Below are 16,157 nucleotides of genomic sequence, written 5' to 3' on the forward strand. Positions count from 1 at the left end.
CAAATTCATTGTTTTTAAACTGATAATAATTACCATCAGAATCGGTGACATCGAAAACTAAATGACTAATGTCAATTTATTCATCTTTTATTATTTTATTAATAGGAATTCATGATGTGCTTCGCAGTTCAAAATATTTAATATCTTTATTCATAAGAAAATGTTTTTTTTCAAAGGACAATCTACCCGAGTTTCAACGACTTAAAATCGAGGTCTTAAAGCCTCATAGAACTGTACGAAATCTGTGTAGAAAAGAGAGGGGATTTTCAATGTTGACGAAGTCTTAAGCTTCTGAGTGTATATTAACCTTACTCCTCTCTTTTGTCTTTTCTGATTTATCCTTAAATTTAATGAATTGTAAACTTAAGCCGTGTATAATTAATTGCTTGGTTCTAGCCTACTTGCGAATATTCCTGCGGAATATTCACGGGTTCGTAAATGTTTGCTAAATTAGTTGCTTAACCACGCAACTAACCATACATAAACCGTTACAAACAATTTTAACCAAAAACTACGAAATGAAAAAACTGAACTTACTACTTGGAATTTTAATTGCAATTATGTTATTCTCTTGTTCATCAGACGATGACTCAAACGAATCAAATCAAGATGAACTTATAGGTATCTGGAATTTAGTATCTGTTGAAAATCAAGGAAATGATATAACAGCAGTTGACTGCCAAATTGAACAAAACATTATTTTTACTGCAAACAATACTGGAACAGAAAAAGCACCAGAGGAAATCACTCAAACGCCCTGTGATTTTTTTACTGTTCCCTTTAATTGGACAAGAAATGGAAACGAAATAATAGTTGTAGTTGACCAAGAGGGAACATTCTTAAATGAAATATTATTAATTACTGAAAACACCTTAGAAATCGTAGTAACAGAAATTGACGGAGTAGCAGTACCTCAAAATGAACAAGAAATCTTTAAATATGAAAAATAGGATATTATTTTTTTTAACTTTCTTACTTTTAGCTTCATCAAGCTACTCGCAAACAGAATTTGGAATTATATTTGGATTAAACACGTCACGTTTTACTGACGAATTCAGACCTGTTAATGGTTCTTATATCAATTCTTCATCAATAGGATTTAGCTTTGGAGCTTTCGCTGAATTTAATATTAATGAAAAAATCAATTTTTATCCCAAAATTATTTATAATCAAATTGGAGACAGAGAAAAAGATTTCGGCAATGTAGAACGACGTGGATTAGATATTAGCACTATAGATTACAAGTTAGATTATATATCGATTCCATTAAATTTCAAATTTTTTAGTAAACCATACTTAACAATAGGACCACAATTTGGAATTCTAATATCTCAAAATAATGAAAGTCTGGATTTAGGAGATTTAAAATCAAGTTTTGATATTGGAGGTAATTTAGGAATTGGTTATCCTATTAAAGATTTTAGGATAGAAATAACTTTTTATCAAGGATTTAGTACATTACTCGAAGTCGAGAAAGAGTTTAGCGATGATATTGTTGATGTACGAAGTACGTACTTAAATTTTAGTATTGGGTATAATCTGAAATAAAAACTGTTTGTAACACCGTGTATAATTAATTGCTTGGTTCTTGCATACTTACGAAAATACTCACGTATTTTCTATTCGGTATTTATTTGCTAATTTACTCGCTTAACCACGCAACTAACCATACACAAAACCGTTGGCAATAATTAAAAACAAGATTTCGCTAAAAAAATCACTTTTAAAAAATATGAAAAAATCATTTTTATTATCAATTCTTTTAATAGCATTATATAGCTGTAGTAAAGATGAAACTATTATTGAAATAGAAGAAGTAGTACTTCCTGAACTTCCTATTATATCAATAATGACAGAAAACTTACAACCTGTCATTTCAAGAGATGATTATATAACTGGAGAGGTTGAGATAACTAGTAGTAATGAAGATGAAAATTTAGTACTTGGCCTTGAAATTAGAGGTCGAGGAAATTCTACTTGGCAATTTCCTAAAAAACCATATCAAATAAAATTTGATGATAAAGAAAAAATTTTGGGAATGGCTAAAGATAAAAAATGGGTTTTGCTAGCCAATTATAGTGATAAAACTATGCTAAGAAATGAAGTAGCTTTTAACCTAAGCAGGTTTAGTGATTTAGACTGGACACCAGATGCTCGTTCAGTCGAGCTTTTTATTAATAATGAGTATGTAGGAGTATATCAAATTGTACAAAAAGTAGAAGAATCTTCTAACAGAGTTGATATTGGGGATAATGGGTATTTGCTAGAAGTAGATCAACTTTCAAGGCTAGATCCAGACGATGTTTATTTTGAAACCAATAATTATTTATTCAATATAAAAGAGCCTAATCTAGATGCAGGAGATGATCAGTACAATATTATAAATAATTACATACAACTAACCGAAAACATATTGCTTGGAGATAATTTTACAGACCCAGTAGAAGGGTACGTAAAGTATATTGATGTAGATTCATTTATAGATTGGTATCTTATAAACGAAATAACCAAAAATAATGATGCAATATTTTACTCTAGTGTTTATATGAATTATACCCCAGGAGGCAAATTAAAAATGGGTCCTGTATGGGATTATGACATTAGCATGGGAAATATTAACTACAATAACAATGAAACCACAGACGGTTTTTGGATCAAAAATGCAACTTGGTATTCTCGTCTATTTGAAGACCCAAACTTCGTATCTAAAGTTAAATCAAGATTCAATTATTTTTATGATAATAGAAATTTATTCCAAGAACATATTGATTCAAGTGCCCTATCCTTAAGCCAATCACAAGAAAGAAATTTTTTTAAATGGCCTATTTTAGGAACTTACGTTTGGCCCAATAATGTCTTTTTTCCGACATATGATGAAGAAGTAGTATATCTAAAAGATTGGCTGAATGATAGATTAGAGTGGTTGAATAATAATTTAAATGAATTATAATTGATTAAAAACAACTATTGCTAACAGTGTATAAAAATAATAGCGGTTTTATCTCTAAAAATAATAGAGAGTGAATATAAGAAAAGTCCTTGTTTAATCGAAAAGTAAGCGTATATAAACCGCTACCATTCTTATACGAGCACGTTGTGCGTCAGCTACGAAAAACAGAGAATGAAATTTAAAATTGGAATTTTAGCGTTATTATTTTCTTTTAATTGCTTTGCTCATAAAGACAAAGTAATCGGAAAAACATATGGTAATGTGAAAATCTATATGAAAACAGGATTTGAATATTCTGACATCGATAAAATTCAAATCGTCGGTAAATTATCAGAAAAGTTATCTGAACGTTTGCATTACAAGGACACAATATTTATCGAATACATTCAAGACTACACAAACAAATATGATAATGATTTATATATATTGGAATTCAATAATTCCAATTATAAAATAATCGGTGGAATAAAATCTGAATACACAATTAAGTCAAACAATTCAGGATTATCTGTTAGAATCTATGCTGACCGAATTAATGTTGTTGAGATTTTAAAACTTGTAGAATTTACTATAACTAATAGAGAAAAAACAAACTCTTATCTGACCAAAAAAGAAATTGGTTTTAATAGGTATAAGGAACAACCTTTGAATTCGATTGCGACTGATGACAAAATAATTGATGAGATTTATTCTTCAGAATCCGAATTAATAAAGGAGTTAATTAATGAACGGGTTTTAGTTAAAGAACAAGACAATTATGGAATCGAAATTTATTGGAAAAATGATAAATTTACTTTCGAATACAATCATATTCATAGTGATAAACAAGAATTTATTTTTGAGTTAAAAGACTATTTTTATCATAAGTACTTAAACGTAAATGATATTTTGATTTTCGTGGACAAAAACTCATTTTACTATTTAGATGGAACTAATGATGAGAAAAAAGAATTGATAAGAATGGATAATAAAAGTTATTCACCATTGATAATTATGGATTTTGGAAATAAAGTATTGTTCCATCCATTTAGAAACCGAAACGAATTAAGTATTTTTCTAAAGGACAAAAACAAAGTAATATCGAAATTTGACTAAAAAAGCCAATTGCCAACACGTTGTATCATTAATTGCTTTGTCAAGTGCTTATTTGTAAAATTCCTTCGGAATTTTACCGCGTTCGATTTTGTTTGCTAAATTATGCGCTATTACATATACAATAAGTAATGCTAAAAAAATCACACATAAAACTTACACAATGAACTATTTTTTAATGATTGGAGCCTGGCAAATAATTTTAATATTAATTGCTGTCTTTCTTGGAATAATACCTACAATCATTGCACTCATCGATGTTTTAAGAAATGAATTTTATGGAAAAAATAAAATTGCATGGATTTTAGTCATATTACTCGAAAACTTTTTAGGCGCTGTTTTATATTTTATAATTGGAAGAAAACAGAAATTATCAACGCCTAATAAAACTAGTATGTCTTAAATAAATTACGTTAAACTTCTGTCCTACTACAAAAAAAATATCCTATTTTTTATTACGTAATTAAATACTAACTTAGTTGCCGAATCCCGCCCCCGAATCATGCTTAGATGTCCTGAAATCAACAAAAAAACAACTAAAATTGCTACTTAAAAGACTAATATTACTAATTTATATTGTTTTACTATCAAGTTGCTATTCAACAAAAAGACTTATACGAAAAAATAGTTTTGTCACGTCCGAATTTGATCATCACAAGCTAAATGGAATTTACGATAATAGTACAAATGATAGTACACCACAAAATTTATGGACAGTATTAAAATCGAGTTATACGGATAGAGTCGTGACCATAAATTTAGACAGCAACAAAGTAAAATTGACATTAGTAGATAATAAAAAATTAAATGTCCAATTGTTAGATAAATCAGACAAATATGTCATTGAAGAATTTAGCCTAGATGGCAAAATTAAAGACGACTTTTTTACCATCGACAGAAAACTGACTCTCTATCCTTTTGTTCCCATATATTATGTTAATAAGGAAACTAAAACAATTATTGGAAATGATTTTAATGGAAATTTAGTTTTAGTTTCTGGCAGTGTTAACGAAGCAATGATATTAATGGTGGCAGGTGGATACAGAAATATACGAAACATTAAATTTAAGCGAATAGGAACAAAGAATAATACCACACATAATTAATTATTAATGCAACGATTATAAAACCGTAAATTAATAATTCATTATACCCATTAATATTTGATACTGGAAACAAGTATAAATCTAACTTTATTAGAACAAATTTATTCTATCTCAAAACCAAAAGAGTAACCGACGCTTCTAACAAAGCGAGGGTTAATGATTATATCACCTTTGCGGACTTAGAATTACAAAATATTCTAAAATTAGAAAAGTTCAGACATTAAAATTTCATTAAACCGAATCTAAAGACAACTTCGCATGTGTGATACAGAATCTAACAGTTTTATAAGTAGCGACAAAGTGCTATTTGATCACATTAATTCTACCAAATTCAATACAAAATAAGAATAGGGATAAGTGTATTTACCGCACACGGATAGACAATGGGAACTAAATATTAGTCCATTGTTATGAATATTAAATTCAGTAAAACTGAGTTAATTAATCAAATTATGAATTTTAAAGAAAGTCAACCTGAACTTTCATAAAATAAATCTTCACGACACTACCTAATCACTTTTTGAAGCGAATTGACATTTCAAGGAACTAACAGCTATGTTATAATGCATCCTTACCTTCCTCTTCATTATATAATGTCGGCAAACTAATTTGAAAGCGAACCGCAACTAATCTTATTGTTATAACAACCAAACCTGAGATGACATACAAAATGCTCTTATCCTCATAAAAGAAAGAAAGTACAACATATGTAATTGCCCCTAAGATACAAGCCGTAGCATAAATTTCTTTCCTAAACACTACAGGAATTTCGTTACATAACATATCTCTTAAAACACCTCCAAAACAAGCTGTCATAGTACCTAATGCAATACAAATTAAAGGATGTAAGCCTGCTATAATGCCCGTTTCTACGCCGACCACTGTATAAAGTGCAATACCTATAGTATCAAATAAAAAGAGTGATTTCCTTAGGTAGTTAATTCGTTTTCTAAAGAGTACAGCAAAAAACGCAGAACTCATAACAACATACACAAAGGTCATGTTTTTCATCCACGATACAGGCTCTATACCAATCATTACATCACGTAATGTTCCTCCACCAGCTGCTGTAACAAAGGCTATTATTAAAACTCCAAATGGATCCATGCGCTTATTCATGGCCACCAATGCGCCTGAAATAGCAAAAGCAATAGTCCCTAATATATCTATAAATTGAAAAAACATGGGTTAATTATATTTACATCCTATCATTCCTGCGAAGGTAGGAATCTAATTATCAATTTAGATTATAAATAAATTTAAAGCGCTAAAACGAGCGATTATTCACTTTTTATTTGATGCTTCCTCATATGTTGTTTGCCATTTCATAAATGAAACATAGCCTATACATCAATAACACTCACTGTGAGCTATTTACGCATCCTTCCAAATAACAAAAAGCGGTTCACTGAGATTCCAAAACGAACTTGGGATAAGCGATTCTCTCACTTTTTCTATAAAAAAAGTGGTTCTCTGCTTACATATTTTGTGTGTAATAATTGTAATCCTTTATGACAGTTGACACAAAATCGACAGGTTTATCAGTAGTTTCTATCATCATAATTTTTAATAAGCGATGATGTAAGTTCAGAATAATATTATGATGTCCGTTTCTAACCGCATTATCATACAAGTTTTTCACCGTTTGCATATCCTTATCATTTAACATTGTAACCTGACTATAAGTTGGTACATAATCAGTAGGAATATCTTTTATAAGCGTATCATGAATCGTTAATAGTTGTTTTTCACTTATCACCGTCGTACCTGCTGCAATATCACCTAAGCGCTGGCCATTGCCTTTAATCAAAATAGTAAATGCAGCCACACCTCCCGAGGTTAAAACCACATCTACAATTCGTAAAATCCAGCGGACAAAATAATTAGAAAAACTAGGTTTAGAGCCATCTAACTTCACTACTCTAGTTTTCATAAGCACTTTCCCAACCGTTTTTCCGTCTAAAAATGTTTCAAGCAGTACATAATATAAAAATGCAGGTAACGAGACTAATAGATATATGGCCCAAGTATCTCCCATATCCATATTTAACGTAGTTAAAAGGAGTATTACAACAATACCATACAACAGAATAATAGCACTATCTATAAGGTAAGCCAGCATTCTATCACCAATACTAGCAACATTTTGATTAATCCCCACATTTTGGGCAGTTTCTATTTGAAATTCATCCATAATTTCTTTTCTTTGAAAGTCTAAAAGGGAATATAATGCGCGAAGCAGCTTTTGTAAAGCAAAATAAAGATAAATGGTTAGAATTTGAAAACATTCTTGCAAATAAAACGCAATTAGATCCCGATTTACTTTCTGACCTCTATATTGAAGTTACCGACCATTTAAGCTACGCGAAAACATTTTATACTAATAGTAATACAGAACGCTACCTCAATCAATTAGCTTCTAACGCACATCAACATATTTATAAAACAAAGAAAGAGTCAAAAAATAGACTTATTTCCTTTTTTAAAACTGAGTTCCCTTCTATGTTCTATCAGCATCATCGCGAACTTCTCATAACCTTTCTTACATTTACACTCTTTGTAATGGTCGGCGCATTTTCTGCCGCTAGTGAAGATGATTTTGTAAGATCTTTTCTTGGTGATGGCTATGTTAACATGACGATTGAAAACATAGAAAAAGGCGACCCTATGGCTGTTTACAAGCAACAGGGAGAGTTTAATATGTTTTTGGGCATCACACTTAATAATATCAAAGTAGCGTTTATGGCTTTTGGATATGGTATTCTACTCGGCGTTGGTACCTTATTCATAATGATGCAGAATGGTATTATGTTGGGCAGTTTTCAATACTTCTTTTATGACCAAGGTTTACTATGGGAATCTGCACGTACCATTTGGATCCACGGAACAATTGAAATATCAGTAATAATTATAGCCGGTTGCGCTGGTCTTGTAATGGGAAACGGCATGTTATTTACAGGAACCTTACCACGGCTCGAAGCTTTTAAACGTGGTGTTATAAATGGTTTAAAGATTTTAATGAGCACCATACCATTCTTTATAATTGCGGGGTTTTTAGAAGGTTTCGTAACCAGACATACCGAAATGCCAGATTGGCTAGCTATTTTTATTATTGTTAGTTCGTTAGCATTAATCCTATTTTACTACGTAATTTACCCTATTCAATTAAATAGAAGATTAAAAGCGAATACAACATTAAAAAACACCATAGAACTTAACCATAATTCAACCAACTAAACATGAATAAACCCTACATAGAATTTAGAAAGCAAAGAGATTTCAGTAGCATACTCACTGATACCTTTGGTTTTATCAGAAATGAATTTAAACCATTTATACGAAGTATTTTTAATATTGCAGGTCCTGCAATTGTTGTTTTTATGCTATCCTTAGCAGCCTACAACTATATTGCTGGCGATTTGTTTAATCTCACTAGGTTTAATGAACCTAGCCTTAACTCTACTAATATCTTTGTAACTATTAGCGTTGTCATTATTTATTTCGTTTCAGCTATGGTGGCTTATATTCTTACGGCCTCTACAGTACTGTTCTATATTAAATCTTATGTAGATCATAAAGGCAATGTTAACGCTGCGGAAATAAAAACTAATGTGCTTAAATCCTTTTGGTCGTTTTTTGGACTTAGTTTTTTAAAAGGTATAACACTTGTTATTGCCATGATGCTTTGCTTTGTACCTGTGCTATATGCTATGGTGCCTATGGCAATTGTATTTAGCATATATGTTTTTGAGCCTAAACGCTCCACTTCAGACGCTTTTAGTGAAAGTTTTAAATTGGCAAATGCAGATTTTTGGACTGCCTTTGGAGTATTTATCATTTTAGGAATCATTTATTACATTCTTCTTATGGTGATATCAATTCCTTCCGTTATCTATGCTTTAGTGAGTACAGGCATTTTTTCCGGAGAAATTGATCCGGCTAACCTAAATAGTTTTTCTGCAGATCCTGTCGTCATCATACTCAACGTATTTAATACATTCTTTCAGTTTTTGTTAAACACCATTTTAATGGTTGCAGGTGCTGTAATTTACTTTCACTTGCATGAAAAAGTAAATTTTACGGGTACATATGACCGTATTAGTGAAATAGGAAAATCAGAAGACTAAATGCTTGTATACCGTTTGCTATTTCTTTGTTTTTGTTTTGGGCAACTTTCCGTTGCGCAGCAAAACGAGCAATCCGTATATTTTGATGATAGTATACTTGAAACGCAAGACATCACCGAAGACGACTTAAAGTCCTATAAAGCGAACGAAGAATTTAACTATTCCGAAGCTGAACCCGAAGAAAACTTTTTAGATAAAGCCTACCGTTGGCTGCAAAATATAATTAGAAAATTTTGGGAAGCCATATTTGGAGTCGGCACAGCCTCGGGTTTTCTGTACTTTGCTTTTAAAATTCTGCCTTACTTATTATTAGGATTTTTAGTCTTTTTACTCGTTCGCTTTTTCTTAAAAGTAAATTCTAATAACTTAATAACCAAAACAAAAAAACAAGGTTCTATTTTATTTTCTGAAGAAGAACAAATTATTAAAAATGAAGATATTCCTGCGCTAATAAATGATGCTATTAATCAGAAGAACTTCAGATTAGCCATTCGGTATTATTACTTATTATCTTTAAAATATTTAACCGAGAGCGAAAGCATTTTATGGCAACCACAAAAAACTAATGAAGATTACATCAATGAAATTGATAAAGACCATCTCAAAGTCGAGTTTAAAAATATTACTAGAATTTATGATTATGTATGGTATGGAGAGTTTAATGTCGATGCAATTAAGTTTGAAACCCTAAAACGTCCTTTTGAACATTTAAATAATACAATTACAAAACGTTGAGTAAAAAAGGAAAAATATACATCATACTTTTAGCATTCACAATCTTGGCTATCGTTGTTCTAGAGATGAACAAACCGAAGGCTATAAATTGGTTTCCGTCATATGCAACGCATCATAAAATCCCGTTTGGAACTTATGTCTTTAACGACCAGCTCAAACGGATCGTAGATTCAGTTTCTATTGTAGACCGTCCTCCTTTTGAGTATTTAAAAAACAAGTCCGTTAATGGTACATATCTTTTTTATAACGGAGGTATTGCCTTTGGAAAAGAAGAACTTAACAGTCTTTTAGATTGGGTATCTAATGGTAATACACTCGTAGTAGCTGCTGCAGATTTTGAAGAAAAATTATTAGACACTTTAAACCTAAATACGCAATCTGTTTATACGTTTGATAATTTTAATAACGAATATCAAGTTAAACTCGTAAATTCAGCTATAGGCGCTGATAAATCATACAAGTACGATCGCTCTAATACATTCTTCCACTTTAATAAAATTGACACCTTAAAGACCTCAGTTATTGGCTTAATCGATACTTATAGAGGAGAAAACACATCAATGGAAGACACTTTAATTAGTACTATTAAACAACCCTTTGGTGACGGTGAAATTATACTCAGTACATTTCCGCAGGCATTTACCAACTACTTTATGCTGCAATCTCCTAATCAAAACTATACAGCCGGACTTTTATCTTATATCGACACTTCCAAACCCGTTTACGTAGATACCTATTATAAAACAGGAAAGACATTTTACACATCTCCAATGTATCTCTTTTTAAATACTCAATCCTTAAAATGGGCTTATTATTTAGTGCTTATTGGTGCTTTAATCTATATTATTTTTGAAGGGAAGCGGAAGCAACGAGCTATTCCTATAGTAAAACCATTGCGAAATCAGACTGTAGATTTTACAAGAACCATTGCTAATATGTATTATGAAAGTGGAAAACATAAAGACATTTCACTACATAAAGTACATCATTTTTTAGAGTATATTAGAAACACCCTGCACCTTTCAACTTCCGAAATAAACACCAGCTTTATATCCAACTTAGCTGCCAGAAGTAATAATACGGTTGAAGACACGCAAACATTATTTAAACTTATAGATAGCCTGAATCAGAAAAACGACATCAGCAATATCGAATTAGAAAGGCTAAACACCTTAATAGAACAATTTAAATCCCATAACCAATGGAAGAAAACGAAACAGTAAACAACGACTTAAATTTTGACAATCGCATTCAATTGGAAGATTTAAAAAATGCCGTAGAAAGCATTAAAAACGAATTGAGAAAAGTCATTATTGGGCAAGATAATTTTGTAGAATTACTTATTGTTGCTTTATTAGCCGACGGCCATGTTTTAATTGAGGGTGTGCCTGGCATTGCAAAAACAGTAACTGCAAAACTCTTCGCTAAAGTTCTAAAAACGGAATTTAGTCGAATTCAATTTACACCAGATTTAATGCCTAGTGATGTTTTGGGAACGTCGATCTTAAATATGAAATCTTCAGAGTTCGAATTTAAAAAAGGTCCTATTTTCTCTAACATTGTTTTGATTGACGAAATCAACAGAGCACCCGCAAAGACGCAAGCTGCTTTATTTGAAACCATGGAGGAGCGTCAAGCTACTGTTGATGGATTTACCTATAAGTTCGATAATCCGTTTATGGTTTTAGCCACACAAAACCCTATTGAGCAAGAAGGCACCTATGCTTTACCAGAAGCACAATTAGACCGTTTCATCTTTAAAATTAAAGTCGATTACCCGTCTTTAGAAGATGAAATTAAAATTATAGCTTCACATCACGAGCGTAAGGGTGAAAAGCCACAAGAGAGAATCAACGCCATTTTAAATACAGCAGCGCTTGAAGAATATAAAACAAAAACACAAGCGATTCTTGTTGAGGAGAAGATTATTAAATACATCGCAGAAGTCGTTTCTAAAACACGAAATCATCCGCATTTATATCTTGGTGGCTCACCACGAGCATCTATTGCGATATTAAATACCGCTAAAGCTTTTGCCGCTATCAATGGTCGTGATTTTGTAATTCCTGAAGATGTGAAAAAATCATTGAATCCTGTTTTGAACCATCGTATTATTTTAACACCAGAACGCGAAATGGAAGGTATGACCACAGAAAATGTAATTGAAATGATAGTACAGTCGGTTGAAGTGCCGAGATAGTTTCAGTTTTCAGTAAGCAGTAAGCAGTAAGCAGTAAGCAAGTATGAAATTTCTAAAATCATTGTATATCCATAAACAGCTCTACATCTATATAGCTATGGCGTCGGTATGCTTTCTTTTATCGTATTGGATGCCGACATTATATGCCGTTGCTTGGATACTAACAATTATTATAGCTGTTCTGCTATTTATAGATTTACTTCTACTCTATCAACCGAAAAATGCTATACAAGCCAGACGGATTTTACCTGATAAATTTTCAAATAGTGATAATAACCCTGTACCCATTACAATCTCCAATAAGTACAGTTTTAAAACCTATATTGATGTTATTGATGAACTACCTGTACAATTTCAGAAACGCGATTTTCTGTACCAAACGAATTTAAACCCCAATCAAAATCACGACTTCGAATATTTGGTAAGACCTGTAGATCGTGGTGAGTATTATTTTGGACATCTTAACATATTTGTGTCTTCTGTTCTAAAAATTGTAAAACGCAAATATCAATTTCAAAACCAGCAAATGGTAATGGTCTACCCTTCCATTATTCAAATGCAGAAGTACGATTTTTTAGCGATAAGCAATTCTTTAACCGAATTTGGTTTAAAAAAGATAAGACGCATTGGTAATACTTCAGAGTTTGAACAAATAAAAGATTACATTCCTGGTGATGATTTTAGAACTGTAAATTGGAAAGCCACAGCAAAACGAGGTCAATTGATGGTGAACCAATATCAAGATGAAAAATCGCAACCCATCTACTCTATTATCGATACTGGCAGAATAATGAAAATGCCTTTCAACGGGCTGAAGCTGTTAGACTATGCTATTAATTCAACATTGGCATTTAGTAATGTGGCGCTAAAAAAACACGATAAAGTTGGTATGATTTCCTTCTCAAAAAAGATAGAATCCTTTTTACCTGCCATTCAAAAATTGACCTATCTTAATCGTATTTTAGAAAACTTATACAATATAGATACGCAATTTAATGATAGTGACTTTGGTTTGCTCTACGCACAATTAAAACGAAAAGTGACGCATCGAAGCCTTCTTCTACTTTATACAAATTTTGAACACATTAGTGCTCTGAAACGTCAGATGCCTTATTTACAGGCCATATCTAAAAAGCATATGTTGGTGGTTGTTTTGTTCGAAAACACAGAATTAGATACCATTCTAAATGAAAATGCCGAGGATTTACAATCTATTTATCACAAAACCATCGCTGAAAAATTTGCTTTCGAAAAACGATTGATGGTAAAAGAACTTCAGAAGCATGGTATTCAATCTATTTTAACAGCGCCCGAAAACCTAACCATTAACACTATTAACAAGTATTTGGAGATCAAAGCACGTGGACTGCTATAGTCGTTGGCTCTTGGTTAACCCATTAATTTCTAATTAAACAACAGTCCATCCTACTAAAATTACAATTCAGTAAAGGTGTTTTTATATACTTGCATCTTTTTTAGATATTTGAATCATCAACAAAGAAGAACAGTATTTCACATTAACCATTAAAAACGCAACATCATGAAAAAATTTATCTTAACATTCACATTAGCTTTAACTTCAATCATTGGGTTCTCTCAAGATACAGGGACAACAATCACAATTACCATTGATAATGTATCAAATGATAATGGAAAAGTATTAACATCTTTACACTCGTCTGAAACCTTTATGAAAGGCAAAGGGATTATGGATGCTGAAACAGAAATTAAAGATGGAAAAGTAACAATAATCTTTAAAAACGTAGTCCCAGGAGAATATGCGATAATGACTTTACACGATGAAAATGATAATAAGCGAATGGACTTTCAAGACAACGGAATGCCTTTAGAATCTTATGGTATCTCTAATAACGTAATGTCATTTGGCCCACCAAATTACGATGAAGCTAAATTTATAGTTGAAGATAAAGACCTCAACTTAAATATTCGTTTTTAGAATAAAATACACATAATCAAAACAAAAAAAGACTGCTAAATAGCAGTCTTTCTTATGATATAAAAATAAATCAGTCTTAAACTGTTTCACCTAACCAAGCTTTCATCATCCAAACCGTTTTTTCTTGTTCGGTTATAAAATCGCTCATCATTGAATTCGTACCTTCATCATTTGCATCGCCTGCAGCTTCTAAGATAGAACGTTCCATTTTTAATAGTTCTGAAAGCGAATCTACAATTAATTCAACTGCTTTTTCATCTTTAGATATATTTTTACCCACAGGAACTTTGGCTGCTTTCGTATAATCTTCGAATGTATGTAAAGGAGTTTCACCTAATGTTAAAATACGCTCAGCTATTTCATCTACCTTTAAATTGGCATCCGTGTATAATTCTTCAAATTTTACATGAAGGTCAAAAAAACCACGCCCTTTAATATTCCAATGAATACCTCTTAAGTTTTGATAATACAACTGAAAATTTGCTAGTAATTGATTTAAATCATCAGCTAATCCTTTTGTTTTTACGGTATCTAAACCTATGCTATTTAGTTTCATAATATGTTGATTTTTGTTTAATCAAATTTACGAAATATTTAAGCCTTCTTCAGCATAGCTTTTATGAATAGTTTTTATACTTTTATAGCCTAAATTAATAGTTATGACAATTACGCAATTAAAATACGCTTTGGCTATTGCAGAGCATAAAAATTTCACCAAAGCAGCAGAAAAATGTTTTGTAACGCAACCCACTTTAAGTACACAAATTCAGAAGTTAGAAGACGAATTAGATATCACGATTTTTGATAGAAGTAAAAAGCCTATAGAATTAACTGATGTTGGACGTAAGATTGTATATCAGGCTCGAAATATAGTAAATGAAGCAGATAGAATTCAAGATATAGTAGATCAACAAAAAGGATTTATAGGAGGTGAGTTTAGATTGGGGATTATCCCTACGATAATGCCTACACTTCTACCAATGTTTCTTAAAAACTTTATTAAAAAATATCCAAAAGTTAAATTAAAAATTGAAGAGTTAACTACCGAAGAAATTTTAACCCGCCTTAGCGACGGTCATTTAGATGCAGCGATCGCAGCGACACCATTAGAAAGTGATAATATAAAAGAACGTGTTCTATACTACGAACCTTTTGTTGCTTACATCCCTGAAAATCACCGTCTAAAAGACAAAAAAGTTATTGAAGTTTCTGATTTAAGTATCGATGACATGTTGCTATTAGAAGATGGACATTGTTTTAGAGATGGAGTTATTAATCTTTGTAAGACATTTAAAGATCAAATGGATGAGACTTTCCAACTTGAAAGTGGTAGTATAGAAACGTTAATAAAATTATCTAACGAAGGTATGGGAATGACGCTTTTGCCTTACTTACACACCTTAGATGTTAGGGAAAAACTAAGCCCTAATTTAAGACACTTTAAAGAACCGTCTCCCGCGAGAGAAGTTAGTATTATTTATCATAAGAGCGAATTAAAAATGCAAATTATAGATGCAATGCATAACGTAATATCTGGTATAATTCGTGGTGCGATAGCGTTTCAGAATGTAGAAATTATCAGTCCGAAAGCAAAATAGATTACAAACGTCTGCCGAGATAGTACTTTAATAACAAAACAAGCGTCCTGACGGTTATCAGGACGCTTGTTTGATATTATGCTTTTAAATAAATCAAGCATTGATTTAAATCTGGGTTTTGATTGATTAAGGACTGAATAAAGATTCTTAATTCTTCAAGTTCGTGAGGCAGTAAACGTCTTACTGCTTTTTGCACTTCCTTACAGAATAATGTCGCATCAAAACTCACTTTGCTAAGTACAGTTTTAGTGTACTCGTACATTGCTCGCGCCATAGTTATTTTTAAGTTTTTAGGTTAACAAAAAGTATTTTTTTTCTATACGCTATCGTTTCAATTCAGTTTTAAAGATAGCAAAAATTCATAATGAAAATCATTTTCATAAAAAGTTTAA

The 16,157-nt window shown here is 31.5% G+C and carries 18 protein-coding genes; 14 read left to right on the forward strand and 4 right to left on the reverse strand.

Annotated elements, in window-relative coordinates:
- Nucleotides 1-518: 518 nt before the first annotated feature.
- From HM986_RS16780 to HM986_RS16805, 6 genes are all read left to right on the forward strand, one after another.
- Nucleotides 519-950: a lipocalin-like domain-containing protein gene (locus HM986_RS16780; RefSeq protein ID WP_179336205.1), complete on the forward strand. Its 432-nt coding sequence runs from the start codon at nt 519-521 to the stop codon at nt 948-950.
- Nucleotides 940-1,548 carry a porin family protein gene (locus HM986_RS16785; RefSeq protein WP_179336206.1) on the forward strand — a complete coding sequence of 203 codons (609 nt, stop codon included), beginning with the start codon at nt 940-942 and terminating at the stop codon, nt 1,546-1,548. Before HM986_RS16780 ends, HM986_RS16785 begins: the two co-directional genes overlap by 11 nt.
- Nucleotides 1,549-1,732: 184 nt before the next feature.
- Nucleotides 1,733-2,950 (forward strand): CotH kinase family protein, encoded by a 1,218-nt coding sequence (locus tag HM986_RS16790; RefSeq protein ID WP_179336207.1) that lies wholly within the window; start codon nt 1,733-1,735, stop codon nt 2,948-2,950.
- A gap of 171 nt (nt 2,951-3,121) precedes the next feature.
- Nucleotides 3,122-4,045 (forward strand): hypothetical protein, encoded by a 924-nt coding sequence (locus HM986_RS16795; protein ID WP_179336208.1) that lies wholly within the window; start codon nt 3,122-3,124, stop codon nt 4,043-4,045.
- 160 nt (nt 4,046-4,205) lie between these two features.
- A complete protein-coding gene (locus HM986_RS16800; RefSeq protein ID WP_179336209.1) occupies nt 4,206-4,445 on the forward strand; it encodes a PLD nuclease N-terminal domain-containing protein in 240 nt (79 codons plus the stop codon).
- A gap of 139 nt (nt 4,446-4,584) precedes the next feature.
- Nucleotides 4,585-5,148, forward strand: coding sequence for a hypothetical protein (locus HM986_RS16805; protein WP_179336210.1), 564 nt, complete (start codon nt 4,585-4,587; stop codon nt 5,146-5,148).
- Nucleotides 5,149-5,706: 558 nt separating this feature from the next.
- On the opposite strand, the gene HM986_RS16810 is transcribed toward HM986_RS16805, so the two are convergent.
- Both HM986_RS16810 and HM986_RS16815 read right to left on the reverse strand, forming a co-directional pair.
- Nucleotides 5,707-6,333: a trimeric intracellular cation channel family protein gene (locus tag HM986_RS16810; RefSeq protein WP_179336211.1), complete on the reverse strand. Its 627-nt coding sequence runs from the start codon at nt 6,331-6,333 to the stop codon at nt 5,707-5,709.
- Nucleotides 6,334-6,625: 292 nt separating this feature from the next.
- The gene (locus tag HM986_RS16815) at nt 6,626-7,342 is read right to left on the reverse strand and encodes an RDD family protein (protein ID WP_179336212.1); all 717 of its coding nucleotides are present in this window, start codon (nt 7,340-7,342) and stop codon (nt 6,626-6,628) included.
- 35 nt (nt 7,343-7,377) lie between these two features.
- Here HM986_RS16815 and HM986_RS16820 point away from each other — a divergent pair, with 35 nt between their 5' ends.
- From HM986_RS16820 to HM986_RS16850, 7 genes are all read left to right on the forward strand, one after another.
- Nucleotides 7,378-8,385 (forward strand): stage II sporulation protein M, encoded by a 1,008-nt coding sequence (locus tag HM986_RS16820; RefSeq protein WP_179336213.1) that lies wholly within the window; start codon nt 7,378-7,380, stop codon nt 8,383-8,385.
- 2 nt (nt 8,386-8,387) lie between these two features.
- Nucleotides 8,388-9,275: a hypothetical protein gene (locus HM986_RS16825; RefSeq protein WP_179336214.1), complete on the forward strand. Its 888-nt coding sequence runs from the start codon at nt 8,388-8,390 to the stop codon at nt 9,273-9,275.
- Nucleotides 9,276-10,010, forward strand: coding sequence for a DUF4129 domain-containing protein (locus HM986_RS16830; protein WP_179336215.1), 735 nt, complete (start codon nt 9,276-9,278; stop codon nt 10,008-10,010).
- Nucleotides 10,007-11,233, forward strand: a complete 1,227-nt coding sequence (locus HM986_RS16835) for a DUF4350 domain-containing protein (RefSeq protein ID WP_179336216.1) — start codon at nt 10,007-10,009, stop codon at nt 11,231-11,233. The genes HM986_RS16830 and HM986_RS16835 overlap by 4 nt, the downstream gene beginning before the upstream one ends.
- Nucleotides 11,212-12,210 carry an AAA family ATPase gene (locus tag HM986_RS16840; RefSeq protein ID WP_179336217.1) on the forward strand — a complete coding sequence of 333 codons (999 nt, stop codon included), beginning with the start codon at nt 11,212-11,214 and terminating at the stop codon, nt 12,208-12,210. Before HM986_RS16835 ends, HM986_RS16840 begins: the two co-directional genes overlap by 22 nt.
- Nucleotides 12,211-12,253: 43 nt before the next feature.
- Nucleotides 12,254-13,585: a DUF58 domain-containing protein gene (locus HM986_RS16845; RefSeq protein ID WP_179336218.1), complete on the forward strand. Its 1,332-nt coding sequence runs from the start codon at nt 12,254-12,256 to the stop codon at nt 13,583-13,585.
- Nucleotides 13,586-13,750: 165 nt separating this feature from the next.
- Complete coding sequence (locus tag HM986_RS16850) at nt 13,751-14,167, forward strand: DUF2141 domain-containing protein (protein ID WP_179336219.1); 417 nt, start codon at nt 13,751-13,753, stop codon at nt 14,165-14,167.
- A gap of 76 nt (nt 14,168-14,243) precedes the next feature.
- Here HM986_RS16850 and HM986_RS16855 read toward each other — a convergent pair whose 3' ends face one another.
- Entirely contained in the window at nt 14,244-14,723 is a 480-nt protein-coding gene (locus HM986_RS16855) for a Dps family protein (protein WP_179336220.1), read from the reverse strand.
- A 103-nt stretch (nt 14,724-14,826) separates the two neighbouring features.
- Between HM986_RS16855 and HM986_RS16860 the strand changes: the two genes are divergently transcribed.
- The gene (locus tag HM986_RS16860) at nt 14,827-15,765 is read left to right on the forward strand and encodes a hydrogen peroxide-inducible genes activator (protein ID WP_179336221.1); all 939 of its coding nucleotides are present in this window, start codon (nt 14,827-14,829) and stop codon (nt 15,763-15,765) included.
- A 76-nt stretch (nt 15,766-15,841) separates the two neighbouring features.
- Here HM986_RS16860 and HM986_RS16865 read toward each other — a convergent pair whose 3' ends face one another.
- Nucleotides 15,842-16,039, reverse strand: a complete 198-nt coding sequence (locus HM986_RS16865) for a hypothetical protein (protein WP_020896136.1) — start codon at nt 16,037-16,039, stop codon at nt 15,842-15,844.
- Nucleotides 16,040-16,157 lie beyond the last annotated feature (118 nt).

It is taken from the genome of Winogradskyella costae (assembly GCF_013403865.1).
Classification (GTDB): domain Bacteria; phylum Bacteroidota; class Bacteroidia; order Flavobacteriales; family Flavobacteriaceae; genus Winogradskyella; species Winogradskyella costae.